The organism is Xenorhabdus sp. PB30.3, from assembly GCF_963895965.1.
In the GTDB taxonomy this organism is placed as follows: domain Bacteria; phylum Pseudomonadota; class Gammaproteobacteria; order Enterobacterales; family Enterobacteriaceae; genus Xenorhabdus; species Xenorhabdus stockiae.
The window spans coordinates 83,635-104,158 of sequence record NZ_CAWQMW010000122.1; the positions used below are offsets into that span (position 1 = coordinate 83,635).

At 44.7% G+C, this 20,524-nt stretch carries 21 protein-coding genes; 3 read left to right on the forward strand and 18 right to left on the reverse strand.

Features of this window, described 5'->3' with window-relative positions; all coding sequences use genetic code 11:
* Positions 1 to 69 precede the first annotated feature (69 nt).
* Positions 70 to 792: a pirin family protein gene (locus tag AACX38_RS09510; RefSeq protein WP_228862924.1), complete on the reverse strand. Its 723-nt coding sequence runs from the start codon at positions 790 to 792 to the stop codon at positions 70 to 72.
* A 127-nt stretch (positions 793 to 919) separates the two neighbouring features.
* Here AACX38_RS09510 and AACX38_RS09515 point away from each other — a divergent pair, with 127 nt between their 5' ends.
* Complete coding sequence (locus AACX38_RS09515) at positions 920 to 1,810, forward strand: LysR family transcriptional regulator (protein WP_099122323.1); 891 nt, start codon at positions 920 to 922, stop codon at positions 1,808 to 1,810.
* A gap of 68 nt (positions 1,811 to 1,878) precedes the next feature.
* Here AACX38_RS09515 and AACX38_RS09520 read toward each other — a convergent pair whose 3' ends face one another.
* The 5 genes from AACX38_RS09520 to AACX38_RS09540 all read right to left on the reverse strand — a co-directional run bounded on the left by AACX38_RS09520 (position 1,879) and on the right by AACX38_RS09540 (position 4,321).
* Entirely contained in the window at positions 1,879 to 2,274 is a 396-nt protein-coding gene (locus AACX38_RS09520) for a DoxX family protein (protein ID WP_099109674.1), read from the reverse strand.
* A gap of 196 nt (positions 2,275 to 2,470) precedes the next feature.
* Positions 2,471 to 2,764, reverse strand: coding sequence for a YqjK-like family protein (locus AACX38_RS09525; RefSeq protein WP_228862925.1), 294 nt, complete (start codon positions 2,762 to 2,764; stop codon positions 2,471 to 2,473).
* On the reverse strand, positions 2,757 to 3,155 hold the full coding sequence (locus tag AACX38_RS09530; protein WP_099122325.1) for a phage holin family protein: 399 nt from the start codon (positions 3,153 to 3,155) through the stop codon (positions 2,757 to 2,759). Before AACX38_RS09530 ends, AACX38_RS09525 begins: the two co-directional genes overlap by 8 nt.
* A gap of 1 nt (position 3,156) precedes the next feature.
* The gene (locus AACX38_RS09535; RefSeq protein ID WP_099122326.1) at positions 3,157 to 3,462 is read right to left on the reverse strand and encodes a DUF883 family protein; all 306 of its coding nucleotides are present in this window, start codon (positions 3,460 to 3,462) and stop codon (positions 3,157 to 3,159) included.
* Positions 3,463 to 3,652: 190 nt separating this feature from the next.
* Positions 3,653 to 4,321, reverse strand: coding sequence for a DedA family protein (locus AACX38_RS09540; protein ID WP_228862926.1), 669 nt, complete (start codon positions 4,319 to 4,321; stop codon positions 3,653 to 3,655).
* A gap of 683 nt (positions 4,322 to 5,004) precedes the next feature.
* On the opposite strand from AACX38_RS09540, the gene sstT reads away from it, so the two are divergent.
* Positions 5,005 to 6,249 carry a serine/threonine transporter SstT gene (gene sstT, locus AACX38_RS09545; protein WP_228862927.1) on the forward strand — a complete coding sequence of 415 codons (1,245 nt, stop codon included), beginning with the start codon at positions 5,005 to 5,007 and terminating at the stop codon, positions 6,247 to 6,249.
* Between the two features lie 90 nt (positions 6,250 to 6,339).
* Here sstT and AACX38_RS09550 read toward each other — a convergent pair whose 3' ends face one another.
* The gene (locus tag AACX38_RS09550; RefSeq protein ID WP_228862928.1) at positions 6,340 to 8,361 is read right to left on the reverse strand and encodes an NADPH-dependent 2,4-dienoyl-CoA reductase; all 2,022 of its coding nucleotides are present in this window, start codon (positions 8,359 to 8,361) and stop codon (positions 6,340 to 6,342) included.
* A 382-nt stretch (positions 8,362 to 8,743) separates the two neighbouring features.
* Between AACX38_RS09550 and AACX38_RS09555 the strand changes: the two genes are divergently transcribed.
* Positions 8,744 to 9,340 carry a GNAT family N-acetyltransferase gene (locus AACX38_RS09555; protein WP_228862929.1) on the forward strand — a complete coding sequence of 199 codons (597 nt, stop codon included), beginning with the start codon at positions 8,744 to 8,746 and terminating at the stop codon, positions 9,338 to 9,340.
* Positions 9,341 to 9,376: 36 nt separating this feature from the next.
* On the opposite strand, the gene AACX38_RS09560 is transcribed toward AACX38_RS09555, so the two are convergent.
* The 11 genes from AACX38_RS09560 to AACX38_RS09610 all read right to left on the reverse strand — a co-directional run bounded on the left by AACX38_RS09560 (position 9,377) and on the right by AACX38_RS09610 (position 20,523).
* Complete coding sequence (locus AACX38_RS09560; protein ID WP_228862930.1) at positions 9,377 to 10,321, reverse strand: VirK/YbjX family protein; 945 nt, start codon at positions 10,319 to 10,321, stop codon at positions 9,377 to 9,379.
* Between the two features lie 446 nt (positions 10,322 to 10,767).
* Entirely contained in the window at positions 10,768 to 11,199 is a 432-nt protein-coding gene (locus AACX38_RS09565) for an acetyltransferase (protein ID WP_099122332.1), read from the reverse strand.
* 18 nt (positions 11,200 to 11,217) lie between these two features.
* Positions 11,218 to 12,402 carry an MFS transporter gene (locus AACX38_RS09570; protein WP_099122333.1) on the reverse strand — a complete coding sequence of 395 codons (1,185 nt, stop codon included), beginning with the start codon at positions 12,400 to 12,402 and terminating at the stop codon, positions 11,218 to 11,220.
* A 604-nt stretch (positions 12,403 to 13,006) separates the two neighbouring features.
* Complete coding sequence (locus tag AACX38_RS09575; protein WP_228862931.1) at positions 13,007 to 14,236, reverse strand: beta-ketoacyl-ACP synthase; 1,230 nt, start codon at positions 14,234 to 14,236, stop codon at positions 13,007 to 13,009.
* Entirely contained in the window at positions 14,233 to 14,964 is a 732-nt protein-coding gene (locus tag AACX38_RS09580) for a 3-ketoacyl-ACP reductase FabG2 (RefSeq protein WP_228862954.1), read from the reverse strand. Before AACX38_RS09580 ends, AACX38_RS09575 begins: the two co-directional genes overlap by 4 nt.
* A complete protein-coding gene (locus tag AACX38_RS09585) occupies positions 14,961 to 15,455 on the reverse strand; it encodes a hotdog family protein (protein ID WP_228862932.1) in 495 nt (164 codons plus the stop codon). Before AACX38_RS09585 ends, AACX38_RS09580 begins: the two co-directional genes overlap by 4 nt.
* Positions 15,455 to 16,621, reverse strand: a complete 1,167-nt coding sequence (locus tag AACX38_RS09590) for a beta-ketoacyl-[acyl-carrier-protein] synthase family protein (protein WP_228862933.1) — start codon at positions 16,619 to 16,621, stop codon at positions 15,455 to 15,457. The genes AACX38_RS09585 and AACX38_RS09590 overlap by 1 nt, the downstream gene beginning before the upstream one ends.
* A gap of 3 nt (positions 16,622 to 16,624) precedes the next feature.
* The gene (locus AACX38_RS09595) at positions 16,625 to 17,188 is read right to left on the reverse strand and encodes a DUF3261 domain-containing protein (RefSeq protein ID WP_228862934.1); all 564 of its coding nucleotides are present in this window, start codon (positions 17,186 to 17,188) and stop codon (positions 16,625 to 16,627) included.
* Positions 17,185 to 19,509: an MMPL family transporter gene (locus AACX38_RS09600; RefSeq protein ID WP_228862935.1), complete on the reverse strand. Its 2,325-nt coding sequence runs from the start codon at positions 19,507 to 19,509 to the stop codon at positions 17,185 to 17,187. The genes AACX38_RS09595 and AACX38_RS09600 overlap by 4 nt, the downstream gene beginning before the upstream one ends.
* Positions 19,481 to 20,104, reverse strand: a complete 624-nt coding sequence (locus tag AACX38_RS09605) for a LolA family protein (protein ID WP_228862936.1) — start codon at positions 20,102 to 20,104, stop codon at positions 19,481 to 19,483. The genes AACX38_RS09600 and AACX38_RS09605 overlap by 29 nt, the downstream gene beginning before the upstream one ends.
* A complete protein-coding gene (locus AACX38_RS09610) occupies positions 20,101 to 20,523 on the reverse strand; it encodes an acyl-CoA thioesterase (protein ID WP_228862937.1) in 423 nt (140 codons plus the stop codon). Before AACX38_RS09610 ends, AACX38_RS09605 begins: the two co-directional genes overlap by 4 nt.
* Position 20,524: the final 1 nt, after the last annotated feature.

A 20,524-nucleotide genomic window follows, 5' to 3' on the forward strand; every position in this document is an offset into this window, starting at 1 on the left:
TTTGTATTCATGCTACAAAACCGGCTTGTCTACCATAAAAAAGCGCATCACCTAGTCCAGGAAAGCGGATCAGGGTAACTGATTTCCCAAATCGATCAGCAGCCCCTGAAATGCAGAAGTTGCCCGCAGGTTCAGTTGTGTTTCATCCTGAATAAATACCCCATCCCCACACCTGATATTGGCATGAGTTGCTGTTCCAGACTTGTTGTCAGCATAGATTTCAGCATTACCGCTGACAGATTGCAGGTAGGCGCGTTTCCCCTGTAACGGTACGTTATGAGCCTCACCAGCTTGTAGCATAAGGTAGCTTATCCACGCTGATTGGCGCAGGTGCATGCTGTTTTTTCCGGAGGCAGGTGAAGCCAGTAATGTTAGTGGCTGAGCTGATAGCCTCCTGCGCTGTACCGGTTGCGGAGCCTGATGTGGCTTGGCATCAAGCCAGATTTGCAGGCGATGCAGCGATTTTTTCTTACTGAGATTATGCTCGCTGTAGCGTAGATCCTGACGAGTGGAAAATAGCAGACAGTCTCCCTGATGAGCCTGAATGTAGTTTCCTGCACTATCACGGTATTCCGCTTCACCCTGTAGAATAATATTCAGGATATCGACATGAGGATAAGCCTTTGGCTTGAGTTCTGTTTGTGGGGCAAGTATTTCCTGATTAAGTACTCGTAGTGCCCCATAGTTCAAAAAATTTGGGTCAAAATAGTGACCGAATGAAAAAGTATACTGCGCTTTTAACCAACCATAGTCGGCTTTTCCACACTGATTTGCTGTTCTGGTTATTATCATGAGCATGTTCTCCTTGCCACACACTGTTAGCCTCAATCTTAATTATCTGGACGTTGAAATGTTAGCCAGTTAATCTGCTCCCTATATTCAAATTTACTGACTGAGAAATTGTGGGTAACGGACATATATGGGTAAAGAACGAGCGTTAACACTGGAATCCCTGCGGGTTATGGATGCAATAGAACGTCGGGGAAGTTTTGCGGCCGCAGCGGATGAGTTGGGAAGAGTGCCTTCTGCATTAAGTTATACCATGCAGAAACTGGAAGAAGAGCTGGATGTTGTGCTGTTTGACCGCTCCGGACATCGCACAAAATTTACCAATGTTGGCCGAATGTTGCTTGATCGGGGCAGGGTACTGCTTGAAGCCGCAGACAAGCTCACTACCGATGCACAGGCACTTGCCCGTGGCTGGGAAACCCATTTATTTATCGTCTGTGAAGCCTTGTTTCCTGTTGAGTCACTCTTTCCCCTTGTGGACAAGCTGGCGAATAAATCGAATACTCAGCTTTCATTAGTCACAGAAGTGCTGGCAGGTGCCTGGGAACGTCTGGAAACTGGCTATGCAGATATTGTGATTGCGCCAGATCTTCATTTCAGGGCATCAGCAGAAATCAACTCACGCCCTCTTTACTCCATCAAGAATGTTTACGTTGCCAGTATGGATCATCCTATCCACAATGAACCGGAACCTTTATCCGATGCTACGCGGGTTAAATACCGAGGAATAGCGGTAGCTGATACGGCAAGAGAACGCCCGGTGCTGACAGTCCAGCTACTGGATAAGCAACCCCGGTTAACGGTCAGTTCGCTGGAAAATAAACGGCGGGCGCTGTTGGCCGGTCTGGGGGTCGCAACAATGCCCTATCCGATGGTGGAGAAAGATATTGCAGAAGGTCGTCTGCGGGTTGTTGGTTCGGAATATATCCATGAAACTAACATTATTATGGCATGGCGGCGTGATCGGATGGGAGAAGCCAAGGCATGGTGCCTGCGGGAAATTCCTAAATTATTCAAGTAGTATTATCAAAAAGCCCCTGAGTGATAGGGGCTTTGCTGTGTGAGGGTATTTTGTATTATGGCAGGTAATTACCAGTTCTTTTTCAGCAAGCGGTCAATACTGAATTTGCCCGGTCCCATCATTGCCAGCAACAGATAACCTGCACCGATGGAGAAGTTTTTCAGGAACATCGTCTGGTTCATATCATCTGAAAAATCATAGTGGAACAGCAGTGCGGTCAGGATACAGAAAATAAAAGTGAATACGGCTGTCGTACGGGTCAACAATCCGAACAGTACAGCGAGGCCACCGCCGAGTTCAAGCAAGATAGTGAGTGGCAGTAAAATGCCGGGCACGTGCATTGCTTCCATGAATTCCTGTGTGCCTGCATAAGCACTCCCTAACTTCCCATAGCCTGCAATAATGAACAGGACTGAAATTAAAATACGTGCGACTAATAAACCACTATCTTCAAATTTTTTCATGAACGTCTCCAGGCGTGTGTTCTAAAAAGCACAATTAAGCTCATCATTTATTGATGGTATTTGTTGATGGAGAGTATTCTAAGGAGAGGTGTCATTGGTTGATAGTAAGGAATATTAACAATTTAATGCAATTTTTTTGAAGGAATACCACAATATACGTAAAGAGATTTGAAAAAGAATAATCCGGTAGAAAATATTAACGTTTGTTAAAGATATTACGGGCAGTATCAATGAGTTTCCAGACGCCAAGTATACGGAGCGACCAACGATAAAGCTTTTTAGGGTGGCGGATGCCATAGAGCAGTAATAGGCCACTGCCGACAGCAAAGTAAGGTTTGAAAGAGAGCAGTGTCTGCCAGCTATGATCGTAAGTGCGGGTAAGGGCGAGCCATTGTTGACCGTGCTCTGAAAGAGACTGACGCTGTAGCTGGATTTGTTGTAGTAATGCCTGCTTGCGCTCTTCCCGTTGCAGGCGTCGCGGCTTATTCATGGTCATTTTCCAACATATTGCGATCGATTCTGAGTTGCTCTCGGGTAGCATTGAAAAAAGCCAGATGGCGGGATTTTCTGATAGTCCAAATCGTGCCAAGCACGGCGAGAAGCAGCAAGGTTCCTGCGGCAATAGCGATAATGGTCATCTGGTAGACCGGATCAACGGCCAGAAAGACCAGTATTAACAAACATGTTATGCCAAGGGCTGCGAATAACAGCGTGAACCCTACCAGCAACAGTAATTTCACCAGCGTGGCGGCTCCCTCTTCCAGCTCAACCGCTGCAAGCTGAACTCGGGTTTCAACCATGCCGACAATCAGAGTTGCTACTCGCCGTAAGGTATTAAATACTCCTCTCCCCGGGCCTTGTGAATGGGGTAATTGCGTCATATTAGCGTCTTGCCAGTAATACACCTAGTACGATACCTACTGCTGCACCGATACCTACACCGGTCCAGGGATTATCGCGGACATAATTATCTGCACGACCGGCTATTTCTTTGGTCTGGCCTGTAAGTTTATCGCCGGCATCACTGATAACAGTGCGGGCATCTTTCAACATTTTCTCTGCTTTATTGCGAATTTTCTCCAGTTCTGCTTTGGATTGTTCACCAGAGCTGTTGAGAACTTCTTCCAGAGTATCCGCAAGGGACTGTAATTCAGCACGTAATTCGTCAGAGTTTTTTTTCTGTGGCATGGAATTCTCCTCGTATATATACGGTGAATGAATTTCTACCATAGACGTTTTTGTAAGGAGTTTAAAGGCAAGATGGTGAAAAATTATTACATGATGCGACAGATTAATCCTAAATATATAGCAGGAATTAGTGTTCAAACCCCTGCAACATGGTTATCCGCAATGCTACAGGGGAAATAAAGCGGGAGAATTATTGGGTAGAATTATTTGTGCGTTTTTTGCGCCAGATAAACGTCAGGCTACCAATTAAACCGATCAGTAACAGACCTACAGGCAGCAGCACCAGAAAGTTCATCAGATAGTGTTCATACTCGCGGAATAGGGGGCTTTTACCGAGAGCATAGCCCAGAGTCATCAGGATAATGACCCATAGGAAACCACTGAGCCAATTGAATATCTGAAAACGTGTATTATTCAGTCCGGCAAGACCTGCCAGTGTAGGCAGTAATGTTCTGACAAAAGCGATGAAACGGCCGATTAGCAGTGCTGACAAGCCATGACGATGGAAGAGATTATGGGCACGTTGATGATAATGGGGAGGAAGATGGGACAGCCATCCCTGCACTAATTTTGTGTTCCCCAGCCAGCGTCCCTGAAGATAGCCAACCCAGCAACCGAGACTTGCACCCGCGGTAAGAACAATTAATGTAATGGAAAAATCCATTGTATCCTGAGCAACCAGAACGCCAACTAATATCAGTAAACTATCGCCGGGCAAAAATGCCGCAGGTAACACCCCATTTTCCAGAAACAGGATTGTGAATAGCAGAAGGTAAATGACCCAAACTAATGAGGGGTTAGCTAGTGTTGCGTAATCTTGGTGCCAAAGTGCATAAATAAGGTCTGTTACAATTTCCATCAAATGTTCCTAAAACGCGGGTTAAGGATTACATCTTACTTTTATGGTGTATTTATGATTTTTTACTATTAAATAATCATAATATACAAAAAGTTATATACGGATTGACAATTATGAGCCTTCAAACTCCTTTCAAATGGCATGAATAAATGACAGGGACACTCTAACAAAATCATCAGTAGTGAAACAGAAAATTTTGGTGAGCAATTGAACATTTGTATGAATATAAAAGTAACATCGCCCAGAGATATCAATTAATTAATTCAGTTACGAAGTTTGCATAAAATAACTCTGTTTTCTGATTTTCCCTGTTGTATAGCTGTATTTCTGCTTTTTCCAGCCAGAATAACTTCGTTTTATCATCACATAGTAAAAATAATCCATAAATAATATTGGAGATAATGCCGATGATGGTGACTATCGCCAAAGCGGGTTATCCGTATAATTATTTGATTATAAAATATAAATTTTAATCCTCATTCCTTTTGGGATTTCAGGGATGCCTGATGAAATAGGAAATGTGTAGAATGGATCACACAAATGTGACTATTTTGTTATCACTTGTTGAGTTGGTTGTATATTTTTATTAATTATTATTTTCAGTTTTCTGAACTTTCCTACTACTGGAAAAGCAAACACAAAACCAACAGGCTGATTAAGCCAAAATATCAAATGGATAGGCTATGGAAAAACAACAAAAAGGCTTTGTGCAATATATTGTACAGGGAAGCCTAGTCACACAAATTATCATCGGATTAATTGCAGGGGTATTACTGGCATGGGTAATGCCTTCTGCTGCTCAATCAACCAGCTTATTAGGTGAGCTTTTTGTCGGTGCTTTGAAAGCGGTTGCACCGGTTCTGGTTTGGGTTCTGGTTATGTCTTCTATTGCGAATCATAAGAAAGGCCAGAAAACTAATATCCGACCGATTGTCGTTCTCTATATTATGGGAACCTTCCTTGCTGCTGTTGTCGCTGTGATCGGCAGTATTTTATTCCCGTCAACATTAATACTGGTGACGAATGAAGCTCAAATGTCACCACCGGATAATATCGTTGAAGTATTGAAGGGAGTATTGCTCAATGTGGTTGCTAACCCGATTGATGCGATATTGAAAGGGAATTATGTTGGTATTCTAGCATGGTCAATCGGGTTGGGTATCGCATTACGCCACGCGAAGGAATCGACCAAATCAGTGGTGCAGGATTTGGCTGAAGCGGTGACTCAGGTTGTTCGTGTTGTTATTCGTCTGGCTCCTCTCGGGATTTTTGGTCTGGTTGCTTCCACTATTGCCACAACAGGTTTCGATACATTGCTCGGTTATGGACATCTATTGGTTGTACTGCTGAGCTGTATGATTGTTGTTGTACTGGTTGTTAACCCATTAATTGTATATTGGAAGATACGTCGCAACCCTTACCCACTGGTTTTTGACTGCCTGCGCGAAAGTGGTGTGACCGCTTTCTTTACCCGCAGTTCTGCCGCCAATATCCCGGTTAACATGGCAATGTGCCGCCGTATGAATCTGGATGAGGATACCTATTCAGTCTCAATCCCATTGGGAGCAACAATCAATATGACGGGTGCCGCGGTGACCATCACGGTATTGACGCTGGCGGCGGTAAATACACTGGGTATATCTGTTGATATTCCAACAGCAATATTGCTGAGTGTGGTTTCAGCAATTGCAGCATGTGGAGCATCGGGGATAGCAGGCGGGTCATTATTATTAATCCCTCTGGCATGCAGTATGTTCGGTATCTCCAATGAGATTTCCATGCAGGTTGTTGCCGTAGGTTTAATTATTGGTGTATTGCAGGATTCGGCTGAAACCGCCCTGAATTCCTCAACAGATGTATTGTTTACTGCCGCAGTCTGTCAGGCTGAAGATGCCAAACAGGTACCTGAAGAGTTAGCACGGCGCTAATGATAAACAGCAAGAGTGACAATAAGCGGTAGGTTTATTGTCACTCTTCTTTTATCCGCTCTTTATTTGTATTAACTTTTCATTTCTGCACTAAATCTTTACTGCCAGCCGGGTTCCCTGATCAATCGCTCTGCGGGCATCCAGCTCGGCTGCGACATCGGCTCCACCAATTAAATGTACACTTTTATCCATATCCTGTAGTGGCTGATACAGCGCTTTCAGCGGCTCCTGTCCTGCGCAGATCACCACATTATCGACTTCAAGACATTGCTGCTCACCCTCACGGCTGATATGTAATCCTTGATCATCAATTTTCAGGTACTGGACATTATTCAGCATCGTGATGCCACGCATTGAGAGACTAGCCCGGTGGATCCAGCCAGTGGTTTTACCCAGACCTTCCCCGACTTTAGTCTCTTTGCGTTGTAACAGATAAATTTTCCGGGGCGAGAGTTCCACTCGTGCGCCTTCTGGCTGTAATCCGCCCCGGTGAGAAAGCGTCTGGTCGATCCCCCATTCCTGAGAGAATGCGTGGCTGCTCAGGCTGCTGCTTTGCCCACTCTGGCTCAGATACTCCGCAGTATCAAAACCAATCCCACCGGCACCGATAATAGCAACGCGCGGCCCGACAGGACGTTTATGCTTTAACACATCCAGATAAGTCAGGACTTTTTCATGGTGAATGCCATCAATAGCGGGTGTCCGTGGTGTAATGCCGCTGGCAATGACGACTTCATCAAATGAAGCAAGTTGTTCTACTGTTGCAGTGTGATTAAGTCTGACGTCAACGCCATTTAGCGCCAGCTGGCGTTCAAAATAGCGCAGTGTTTCATGGAACTCTTCTTTACCCGGGATCTGCTTAGCAATATTAAATTGCCCGCCAATTTTATTTTCACGCTCAAATAATGTGACATGGTGCCCGCGGCTGGCGGCTGTGGTAGCGAAGGATAAACCAGCCGGCCCGGCTCCGACTACGGCAATAGTTTTGGGAGAAGTCACGGGTTCAGCAATAAATTCTGTTTCATGGCAGGCGCGTGGATTGACCAGACATGAAGTCAGTTTACCGACAAATATTCTGTCCAGACACGCCTGATTACAGCCAATACAGGTGTTGATTTCATCCGCCCGGTTTTGTTCTGCTTTTAGCATAAATTCCGCATCGGCGAGAAAAGGACGCGCCATAGAAACCATATCGGCACAGCCCTCGCTGAGTATCTGCTCTGCAACATGGGGGTCATTGATACGGTTAGTCGTAATCAAAGGGATTTTTACTTTCCCCATCAGTTTTTTGGTCACCCAGCTAAACCCGGCTCTGGGCACCATTGTGGCGATTGTCGGGATACGGGCTTCATGCCAGCCAATACCGGTATTGATGATGGAAGCTCCAGCCTGTTCAATGGCCAGAGCCAGTTGCTCGATTTCCTGCCAGTCAGATCCTTCTTCCACTAAATCCAGCATGGAAAGGCGATAAATAATGATGAACTGCTTCCCGACGATAGCGCGCACCGCTTTGACAATTTCTATGGCAAAACGCATGCGGTTTTCGAAACTGCCTCCCCATTGATCCTGCCGATGGTTAGTGCGGGCAACCAGAAACTGATTAATGAGATAGCCTTCTGACCCCATGATTTCAACACCATCATACCCGGCTTGCTGCGCCAGTTGAGCACAGCGCGCAAAGTCACTGATGGTTTGTTGTATATCCTCTTCAGTCATTTCTTTAGGGATAAATGGGTTAATCGGAGCCTGAAGAGCAGAAGGAGCAACCAGTTTTTTTTGATAGCTATAACGCCCGGTATGCAGGATCTGGAGAGCAATTTTGCCACCGGCCTGATGTACTGCATCTGTAATGAACTTATGGTGAGGTAACTCATCTTCACTGTTCAGCACACTTGCACCTGCCGAAACTACGCCTTGTGGATTGGGAGAAATACCCCCTGTGACAATAAGGGCAACCCCTCCAGCAGCCCGTTCGGCATAGAATTGAGCCAGCCTTCGGGTTCCGTCAGGGTGTTCTTCAAGCCCTGTATGCATCGAACCCATCAGGACGCGGTTCTTTAAGGTAGTAAAGCCTAAATCCAGAGGGGTAAATAAGTGAGGGTAATTGCTCATTACAGTCTCCATCGAATAATTTGACGACTCACACATTATTATTGTTTTCAATATGGCTTAGCGGTTCGCTAAGTGGTCGGATGAGATTGGTACAAATTTAGACGGTTCCAGTCTGATTGGAATCACTTTGTTAATTGATTGTGACAGATATCATGAAATCATCTTACTCAATGGGTTTGAAGATTTAGTTAAATAAAATTTCATTTTGAATAAATCCCACAAAAACACTTCACATGAATGTAATATTTATTTAACTTTCATTTAAGATAATGAGGATTTTTTCAGTTACCCTGCCGCCGGTAAAAATCAGCCTTGTTTATAGGTTGTCTTTAAAAATAGTGCATAGCAGTAAAAAGTAAAAATATCCAAGGATAACAATATTATGCAAAACATAACTGAACAAGTCACTTTAACAGGAAAACATGTCACTTTAGTACCTTTGACGCAGGAAAGGCATGATGAGTTCGTCAACGCTATTGAAGATGGTCAATTACATCAGTTGTGGTGCGCCAATGTACCTGCTCCGGATGGTTTGAAAGCTGAAATTGACCGCCGTCTGGGCCTACATGCACAGGGAAAAATGCTACCTTTTGCTGTTATTGATAATCAAAGGAATGTGGCAGTAGGTATGACATCCTATATGAATATTGATGATACGCTCCCGAGGCTGGAGATTGGTTCGACCTGGTATGCTAAATCAGCGCAACGCACGCCTATTAATACAGAAACAAAATACCTGTTAATGGAGTACGCGTTTGAAAAACTCGGTTGTGTTGCTGTGGAGATACGCACTCATTTTCTGAATCAGCAGAGTCGCAGAGCAATTGAACGCTTGGGGGCAAAGCTGGATGGCATTTTGCGTAATCATTTACGGACAAAAAATGGCACAATTAGGGATACTTGCATATACAGTATAGTACTCAGCGAATGGCCTGCCATAAAAACGCATCTTACATGGTTAATGGCGAAGCCTCGCTGAATGTCGTATCAGAAAACTCGTTTTTTGTGATGATTATTAATGGGTGAGAGCGCTTTTAATATGGCTCTCCAAATCATCCAGTAACTGATAACGGCGACGATATTCTGAGCGTTTTTTGCTGGGGATCTCATCCAGTGGTTTTCTTTCAATGATTGATGGCAGATGAAAATCGTTATTATCTTTTCTGGAACCACTCAGAGATTCCCAGAACGCATTATAGTCAGCCACCATCAGGTGTTTTTTCTTATGCCAATAACGGATACTGCGATAGATATGAGTTTCGTTGCTGACGGCTAAGATCTGCTCACAGTTGGTATGTTCAGCAAAACGGCAAATAGATTCGATCAATAAACGTTTAGGGAATAAACCATGACACTCTTTTGTTGCATTACGGATAATATCCAGAGAATTATCCCCTTTAGCTGGGCCTTGTAATACACCAATAAATAATGTTTGCTTGCCATTAACTTTTAATAAAGTGAATGCACATTTTGCCAGAATGACATTATTTTCTGTAGTCATATATAAAGATAGCTCACCTTCTTTATTCAGGTTATCCAAAGAGTCTATATATATATTAAACGACTCGTTTTTCCCCTGAATAGTTGCCAGTAAATAAGCATCAGTATTAAATATCTTGTCAATAACAGTCGGAGCAAGCTGTTGAAATAAAATTTTATAATGCTCACTAATTGCATGAACAATCTGGTTTCGTTTGAAATTAATACTCAAATATGGACGATGTGGTTTACAGGGCAAACTCGGTTGTTTTTTTAAAATATCTTGATAAATAGGTGTGCTGGCAATTCTGTCCAATAGTTTAAATGTAGAAACAGGTGTAAAAAAACTGCGTAAAGCAAATTTCGCCCGATTGCTCGAGGAATGCCAGTGTAGCCCTGGTGTAATACGTTTCCCGACAAGGTCGGTAAACAGTTTTATGCCTGAATACGTTTTAGTTTCAGATTGTTGTAGATACTTCATTAGTTATAAATCCAAAATAAAAAAAGCAGTGGCGCTATTCTACCACTTTTTTATTGGATATATACTCATCATCTTTCAGATTTTCTCTTTGGTGATCTATAGTTACTCGCTAAAGTTACTACTTTAATGAGTAGATGGTTATCTATGATCCCTAGAAAGCTGGCTATCTGAGCTTTATAATGTAGCTATGAGTCTGCCAAATATATCATATTGACTTTAAAGAATTCTTTAACTTTATCTAAATTATTTTTACATAAATTTTCATTTTACAGCATTTTCGATACAGACTATTTTTTAATGGATGTTGAATAATTTAATTTATTTCTTATTTAACGAGTGAACGAAGAATTATTTATAAGTAATTATACAACTGTTGATAAAACATTAACCCGGAATATTAATTTTTATTCCGGGTGATAAATATATTTTTTGCAGGCAAGCAAATATTATGCAAGCTTCATATGAAGTAACGGGAATGGATTCCCTTGCCCGTCAGTTTCTGAACGGGAAAAAGTTTTAAACCCCATATACTGGTAGAAACCGACACCTTGTTGATTTTGCTCGTTCACATCCAGCTCATTAATTTTTAATTCACGGATTGCAAACTCTAATAACATTTTGCCAACGCCTTTTCCACGCATCTCTGGTGATACAAATAGCATTTCCACCCGATTTTGCTCGACACTTAAAAAACCTGCCACGTTATTCTGCTCGTTCACTATCTTATAAACGTTCAGATTGGGTAAGTACTCATTTACTAATGGACGCAACTCATCGATCATTCCCAGAGGTAAAAAATCATGAGTGGCGCGCACTGAGGCTTCCCAAATTTGGATTAGTGTCGGGAAATCATGTTCGGTAGCTTGCTGTATCTGCATTAAAATATCTCCGTGTTTTTAATTTGCCAGTACACGATCTTTGCGACAAATAGCTGCTAATAGCATATAAACCGCAGTAGTCAGTAAGACAAGGAAGAAGAAGTCCATTAATCCATTATTCTGCATCGCTCCGGTATGCTGAACCGCATGATGTTGAAACATGAAGTTCCCAGCCCCTAATGGCCCCATAGCAGAACCGATACTATAACTTAACAGCATAACCTGAGTTGCGGCGACAATATAGGATGAATCCAGTTTGTCACAGGCAAGTGTGATGGCGAGTGGATAGAGGGCAAAAGATGACATGCCTAACAGCGCCAGCGCCACGATCATGACGATATAACTTTCAGAAAGGTAGGTCATACCGACAGCAAATACACCTAACAGTGAAGCCATTGCCAGTAACAGGGTTTTACTGACTATAATGGACAGCTTGCTGATAATAGGCTGAATGGCCATTCCACCCAGAATAATCGCGGCCATTAATACACCGACCTGTTCGGTATTGAACTTACTTTGACTCAATGATAAAGGCATCAGGCCATAGATAGTCCCCATCACAATCCCTGAAGTCAGACAGCCGACAATTGCCGGTTTACTGAAACGAGTGATTTTTTTCAGTGACAGACGCTGGTGCTGTAATGCCGGAGGCTGACCCTGACGTAAAAATAATGGCGGCAGAGTGGCAATCAGTAATAACGCTAAAATAACTGCAAAAGGAATCACTCCCTGAGTGCCGATAAAGCCAATGCCCAGTTGACCGAGTGTTGTACCACCATATAGCGACGTCATGTAAAGACCCAGACGTTTTGCACGTTCTTTAGGGCTGTCGCCAATCAATAACCACGATTCAACCACCACAAAAACACCGGCAACAGCTACTCCGGCTATGCAGCGAATAAGCAACCACATTTCTTTATTGGGAAAGAAAGGCAATACCATAACTGTTGCTGCTAAAAGCAGCAAAAAACTTACAAATGAAAAACGGTGCCCTATTTTGGCAATAACAGGTTCAATCATGAGTGAGCCTATTAATAAACCAACGTAATAAGAACTGGCTAACCAGCTTGCGTAGCCTGTATCGATGCTGAACCCCGCCATTGATAACGGAATTAAGCTCATCAGGTAACCAGAAGCAATCGCAAACACAGTCAAGCCCGCAACAGGTACAAATGCACTGTCATTCTTGCGCAGCAGTTTCACTACTGTCGTCTCCACATAAAAAAATCAGTCAGGTATGCGCTGCTTCTCATCAGGATCTTGCCGAATGGCAATAACGACATATACCAAGGACAGGGATATGTCGTAGTGATTCAAGCAGTGATATTTTGCTCAAGAGTCTTGAGTTGTGCGGACTATAGCCGTTTCTATCAGATAGATACAATGAGAAAAACTGATACTGATGAATGAAAAGATTTATGAAGACAGGGAAGATAATGAAAGGGCAATTATTAGCATTTATTGTAGTTGAAATCTAATAGTTCATACCAGCTTTTAAATGAAAATAAAGTCAATTTATTGTTTTATAATGAATTAATTGGGTTTGGATAACCATGAATTTAGTATTAAAGTTAATAGTCTAATTATTATAAGAGATCATTAAAATTACTATGTGGCATATGCTATCCCGATTTTATAGCTCTTAAATTCGGTTGAAAATGTTATGAGATAAAGATAAGGAATTCCTGCGTCAAAGAGTTATTGAGCTGTAGTATTGTGCGCTATATTTTGTGTTTAGTCTGTGTAGGATAAAAACAAGAAGTATCATTTTGACTTCAATTCGACTTCTTGTTTTTTTCCATTTAAATCAATACCAACGCTTGATCACCAGCGAAGTATTAATCCCGCCAAAAGCAAAGTTATTGCTCTGGATAAACTCAGTCTGGATTGTACGTGGTTGATGCATAATGTAATCCAGTTCACCGCAAGCCGGATCAACTTCATTCAAGTTGATGGTCGGTGCGAACCAGCCTTCATTCATCATTTCAATACTAAGCCATGCTTCCAGAGCACCGCAGGCACCCAGTGTGTGACCGAAATAGCTTTTCAGTGAGGAGATCGGCGTTCTGTTACCAAAGATGTTGAAAGTCGCCTGACTTTCCGCGACATCTCCACGCTCAGTTGCTGTACCGTGAGCGCTGATATAACCAATATCCGCAGGTTGAAGCCCGGCTGATTTCAGCGCCATTTCCATACAGATTTGCATCGTTTCTGATTTTGGCTGGGTGATATGAGAGGCATCACAATTAGTGGCAAATCCGATAATTTCACCGTAAATTTTTGCACCACGTGCTCTGGCATGTTCCAGCTCTTCGAGAATAAGGGTGCCTGCGCCTTCGCCAATCACTAAGCCGTCACGATTAGCATCAAATGGGGAAGGCGTTGTTTTTGGTTCGCTGTTTTTCTGGCTGGTGGCGAATAGGGTATCAAATACAGCGGCTTCCGATGGGCACAATTCTTCAGCACCACCAGCAACCATCACAGTCTGATAACCATTACGAATGGCTTCCCATGCATAACCGATGGCCTGACTGCCAGAGGTACAAGCGCTTGAGGTTGGAATGACTCTGCCACGCAGCCCGAAAAACAGACCTGTGTTGACCGCAGTGGTATGAGGCATCATCTGCACATAAGTTGTGCCGGTAATATTATTGGTATGCTTTTCGGTTAGCATGGTGGCGAATTCACTGACGGGTTTAGTGCTGCCTGTTGAGGAACCATAAGCAATACCAGTTTCACCATTTGTCAGGATAGGATCGCCAATCAGCCCCGCCATTTCAAGCGCCAGCTCAGTTGCCCGAGTGGACATCAGTGAAACACGTCCCATAGAACGGATACGCTTGCGGGTATAGTGATCAGGCAAAGTAAAATCAGTAACGGGAGCCCCAAGATGAGTATTAAGCCCATCATATTGTGCCCATTCAGGCATTTGCTGCACTGCATTCACGCCGGATTTTAACCCAGAGGAGACCGATTGCCAGTCGTGCCCCAAAGCGGTGACCCCACCCATTCCTGTGATGACGACTCTGCGTGTCATAGCATTCCTCCATTGACGGAAATTACCTGACGGGTGACGTAGCCTGCAATATCAGACATTAAATAACTGGCAAGTCCGGCAACTTCATCTGCCTGTCCCATGCGTTTCATAGGAATCATATTCATAGCTTCTTTTAAAGCGATTTCTTCAATTTGGATCATATCGGTATCGATTAATCCAGGTGCAATACAGTTCACGGTGATTTTTCGTTTTGCCAGTTCAATTGCAAGCGCTTTAGTTGCGCCGATAATGCCTGCCTTAGCCGCACTATAGTTGACTTGTCCACGGTTACCCATCAAACCGGAGACAGATGACAACGTGATAATGCGACCACCCTGACGTAGTCCAATCATTGGCATCATGCAGGGATGTATCACATTGTAAAAACCATCCAGATTAGTATGAATGACACTATCCCAGTCACTTCCGTCAAGTGCTGGAAATGCTCCATCTTTAGCGATACCAGCATTACAAACAATGCCGTAGTAAGCACCGTGTACTTCGATATCTTTTTCTAATGTTGTACGGCAGGCATCGCGATCTGAGATATCAAAACTTAATATCCGTCCGTTGCCACCGTTAGCCTGGATCTGTTCCAGCGTTGCTTCTGCACCTTTCGCATCGCGGTGATAGTGAACAATAGTGGTGAACCCATCTGCTGCTAATTGGCAGGCGATTGCCCTGCCGATCCCTTTGCTGGCACCAGTGACTAAAACTGAACGCATTATACTGCTCCATCCCGTTTAAATAGTTGTTTAAGTTCTTCTTTTTCTGGTTGGTAGGTATTCAGTCGGCCTGTTACCAGTACGGTACCGTTACAGCTGACTTCACCTTCAAAACTACCGAATTTTTCATCCTGCAATAACAGATTCATTCGAATATCCAAAATACTGCCGTATGTGAACGCAGGAACCTGATTGCGCACTGCCCTGCCGCCAAGTAGCATACCCAGAGATGAATCTTCTTCCTGCCGTTCTTTGCGATGCCAGCCAGACCAAACTCCGACAGTTTGTGCCATCATTTCAATGGCAAACCAGTTTGGCAGATTCTGTTCTGCGTTAAGGAAAGGTGCCAGTACGCCTTCATGGTTAACTGTTACCTGACAATGCACGCTTTCACTGGAGACACTTATAACCTTTTCCAGCAGCACCATCGGGGCTTCGTGGGGGATATAGTGATGGACGGGTAAATAAGAGTGAGCGGGTGAGTAGTCAGACATTATACAGCTCCCAGAATCAGACTGGTGTTATTTCCGCCAAAAGCAAAGGAGTTGGACATGACAACCGGTTTTTCTAACAGCACAGATTGTGCCAGAAGGCCACAGCTTGCCAACGAAGTATCTATTCCCGAACGGGAGAAATCCTGTGCTGGTAAGGGTAATTTCCGGCTCAGCAACAGCCAGCACAAACCAGCTTCACAGGCTCCAGCGGCACCGAGAGTATGGCCTGTCAAATGCTTGGTTGAACTGCATGGGGTACTCTCGCCAAAGAGCTGATTGATGATCAGTGATTCCATCTGGTCATTGAGTTTTGTTCCCGTTCCGTGCAGGTTGATATAGCCAATCTCTTGTGTGGAGAGTCCTGCATTACTTAATGCCATATTGATAGCTTCAGTGGCACCCTTTCCTTCAGGATGAGGGGCTGACATATGCCAGGCATCACTAGATTCACCTGCCCCAAGCAGTGCTACGGAGTGGGGTTCCCGTGTCAGCAATAACAGGGTAGAGGCTTCACCGATAGTGATGCCCTGACGATCCTGGCAAAATGGTTCACACAATGTTTCCGAGAGAGCCTCAAGGCTATTGAAGCCGTTGATCGGCATACGGCTAAGGGTATCCGCCCCTCCCACAATGGCCACATCAACCATTCCCATCTCGATCAGACGCTGACCACTGATAATCGCCCGTGAACTGGATGAGCAGGCGGTGGAAATGGTGAAAGCCGGTCCTGTCAATTCAAGGTAATTAGCAATAAATCGGGAAGGATCGCCCAGCTCCTGCTGATAATAGTGATAGGATTCATCGGGTTGTTGGTTAACTGTCCGGTTGACATGGGTATCACCTTCGTTAAGGCCGGAAGTACTGGTTCCCATAATGACGGCGATCCGCTCCCGTCCATATTGTGCTATGGCTTTATCCAATTGGGGTTTTATCTGCATTAAGGCAGCCAGTAATAGCTGGTTGTTGCGGCTATTATGCTGGTGCAAATGCGGGGGAATAGCAGGCAATTCAGCATCAACGCCTCCCAGACAGCAGGTTTTATCAGGCTGTAACCAGCCTGAGCGCGCATACATGCCGGGAGCGTGCCCGGAAACCAGATTCTGTGCAATGTCATCTACATTATTACCCAAGGCATTAAGCATGCCTACGGCAGAAATATAAATCATGTTTTACTCTTCTAAATTCTGAATGGCGATGTCATAACCAAAAATAAACTGCCGGACGTGTATCGGATACCGTCTGCCATTTTGGGTGTCATATTGAATTTCAGTAATTAAATGACCTTTATTATCATGTAATTGTCTGATGTTATCCGTGTCCTGTAGCGTCCATCCTTCAGGCAGGAGTGGAAGCCATGAAGAAACCGGCCAGTAACTGAGCATGATATCGGCCAGAACCTGGCTGGCAGGCGGAATTTCCGGTAGTACCAGAGATTGTTCCGAATGGATGCCATTATGGTCGTAAGTCAGTTTGAACAGACGAATACCCAGTGATGATAAGCCAGCCAGTGATAGCTGGTCTTCACTTGCGTTTAGCAGAACAATTAATGACTGCTGTTTGCCTTTCACTGTTGCGGTCAATAATTGCTGTTCATTGATGGCTGGCGTGATACCCGGTGCAGGCAGTGAGACACGTACTCCCGGTTTCAGCCATGCTTTGGGAGAGCCATTTTCCGGCAAATTAGTACAGGCTGCCAGCAGACATACCAGTGGCAGGATAAATAATCGCATCATGCTTTTTTGTTCCTTTTGGGACGTTCAGGCATTGCCAGTGGTGAGAGCAGAAATGCCGTGAAAATTCCGCTACATAATACAATGCCAAAACTACTGATTGCTTGAGTACTGCTGAATACCAGCATGCCCAGAGTGAGCAGGGACGTGCACATGGCAACGGTGATTGCCAGTAGCGAAGTCAGTGGTGTGCCACGAGGATTGCTAAAAAACAGGGTATAGTTAATACCGATCCCCAGAACCAGCACCAGTGCCAGTATTGAGAATAGATTGAGACTGTAGCCGCTGAAGCCGAGAACAGCCAGTGCACAGCCGAGTGATAGCAGCGATGGCAGGATACTGACTGCACCACGACGCAGACCAAGCCTGATCACATAACTGATCCCGATTAAGACAATGGAGCCTGCCAGCAACCAGCCAAGTATGGTGCGATAAAACTGGAACATTTCATCAAATGCCAGTTTGCGATCGACCCAACTGATGCCGGTTTGTTTCTCGGCTAACTGACGCATAAGAACACTGTCTTTCACACCTGTTACCGGAAGTAGAACCCCACTCTGGCCGTTTGGCAACGTGATCCACATTAGGCGCCAGCCTTCGCTGACTACACTATTGAGCCAGTCATCAGGCATAACAGTCATTGGGTTTAAATCCGGCTGTTTTACCGGCAGCCCTGTTTCTGTCAGACGTGCCATGATATTCGGAACAGAGGCTTTGAGTAGCTTCAGATCTTTCTGCTGTTGAGCAAGAGAAGATAATGGCAGCCGCTGATAGTTTTCGAACGTACCTCGCTGTTTTTCCAGCGCCAGTCGGGGGATAAAATTTTCCAGACGTTGTAGAGTCTGTTCTGCATTATCGCCATAAACAACAAACCATTTCTGATCACTCCTTTGTCCGGTTAGTTCGGCGATACGTTTTTCCTGTTGGTGAATATCCTGAGGTAGCGCTTGTAGCTGAGCGATATCATCATTGATGTGTAAACGGGAAATGCCGATTAGAGCAAATAGCGTCAGAGTGACAGGTAGCCCGAGGTAAAACACTTTGTTACGTCGCCACAATGCCAGCCAGCGCATTAGCATAATCATCGCCGGGATTGGGCGAACAGGCAGATTCTTAGCCAATATGGGATACCAGCAGATCACTGTCAGGCAAGAAGCGGTTAAGCCCGCAGCAGCGAATACAGCAAGCTGACGTAAACCGGGGAAGGGAGCAAACATCATGATCAAATAAGCAATGACGGTGGTTGCCAGTGCCATCAGCAGAGCAGCCAATACCTTGCGCATACTTTGCCACGGTGTAACTTCCTGCCCGTGAACCATGCGTTCAGTCAGATAATAAATCGCATAGTCGGCAGAAATACCGATGATACTGATGCTCATAACCAGCGTCATAAAGTGAAGTTCACCGAATATACCCAATGTCACAACCGTGCCTGCCAATGCACCCATACTGATGGAGAGAACACACAACAGCAGCGGCTTCAGTGAACGAAACACACCGTAAATCAGCAGTAGCACTCCCAGTACGGTTGCACTGCCTAGTGTGGAAATATCGTGTTTTGCTTGTTGGCTGGCATAATCACTATAAAACAGAGTTCCCCTTGAGATCACTTTTGCATCAGGGAAACGAGTTTTCAGCGATTGCTCCAGCTTACTCAGTTCGGTGACAGCCTGATGTGCCTGTTGCATATCAAACGAAGAGCCGTTCAGTTCAGCATGAAGCAGATACCAGATCCTTCCTGTGTCATCTTTGGCTGTCAGCCAGCCATGTTGTAGCCGTAACCGACTGGATGCCTGCTGGAGAGCTAGCTGTGACCCCCTGACCAACATAAGTGGATCATTGCTGAGCTCTTGCCCGCTGACGCCTGAGAAAGCCGAATAGACCTGAGACAAAATCCAGTTTGCCTGTTGAGTCCCCTCTGATTTCAGCCGGTCACGGGTCGCAGGATCAAGCATGGCATTACGGTGCTTATAGTAAAAAGTACCCCATGCCTGTTGTTGTTCTGCATTTATCGGCCCTTTGACATGAGACAGAAATGGTGTTTTTTCCAGCTGCTCCTGCCAATACTCAGCCGGTGCTACACTCTCTTCCGTTCCGGGGCTGACCATCCATACCAGCTGGCGATCAAGCCGCTGCATAAATTCATCTTTTAATGCTGGCGGCATATCTCCGGCGCTTTGCGCAGGTAAGAGTGCCAGCACGCTGGTGGAAAGGCGCGATTGTGGTAGCAGGATCGCTGATGAAACTACGAGAATAGTGCATATCAACAGCCAAAACAGTGCCAGCAGACGCGGATTAAAATTTGAAGTGTTGTTCTTCTTCATTACTTAGCATCTCTGGTGTTAATCGGTGTTTGGTAAAAAAGAGTTCAGTGCGATCACCTTGTTTATCGAGCAACAGAATCGAATTGAGATTGTCTTTGCCTTTTAGGGTAATGATGGTGAACAGTTTGTCCAAAGGGGAGGTTTTTGGCGTGAGTTCCAGTTGCCATGTTTCCTGTTCTAGTTCTTTGAACTCAATTTTAAAATTTTCTTCCAGTACAGCCCGATCAGCCTGAAATAGCGCACGCATCAGGTGATTGAACTGAAACATCTGAGGATTTGAATCCGCAGTAATAACCTGAGGTGCTTGCCCCGCGATAGCCTGAACCATCCGGTTGTCATCCAGCACTAAAGTGAGAGGAAAAGGTTTTTGCTGATGCCACCAAAGTCCTTTATGTTGAGCAACCAGCATTTCACCGCTGGAATTCAGTGGCTGCGGCATTCCCTGAATATGGCGCTCTTGGGTGAACTCAGCCCGCACTACCGGTTGTGTAGAGAAGCGTTGTTGCAGTTCTTCAAGCGTGACGGCATGAGCACAGTTATTGATAGCTAGGCTATTAATAGATAATAGAAGTACTGCCAACCAGAACTTTCTCATGGTTTGACTCCCATACGCTCAAACAGAATATCCGGGCTGACAAAGGACATTTCCTGAGTTTTCTCTGCAACAGCCACCTGAATGGTGTAACCCGTCGTTGTTTTGTTGCCGCTCTCAGCATCAAAAATTTGATAAACCAGTTTCAGACGGTTTTCAAACTCTTTGATGGTGGCTTGTACTCGTATTTTCTGACCGAATTCTATTGGGCGACGATATTTAATTTTTGCATCAACAACCGGCCAGACATAGCCTGATGCGATCATTTCTCGGTAGCCATAATTGAGCTGTTCCATCAGTGCTTCACGGGCAATTTCAAAATAACGAAAATAATTACCGTGCCAGACTACGCCCATCGGGTCGGTGTCATGGAAGGGGACGGTTAATTTAACCTCGCTGCTAAAACGGGGCGCTGTCAGCATT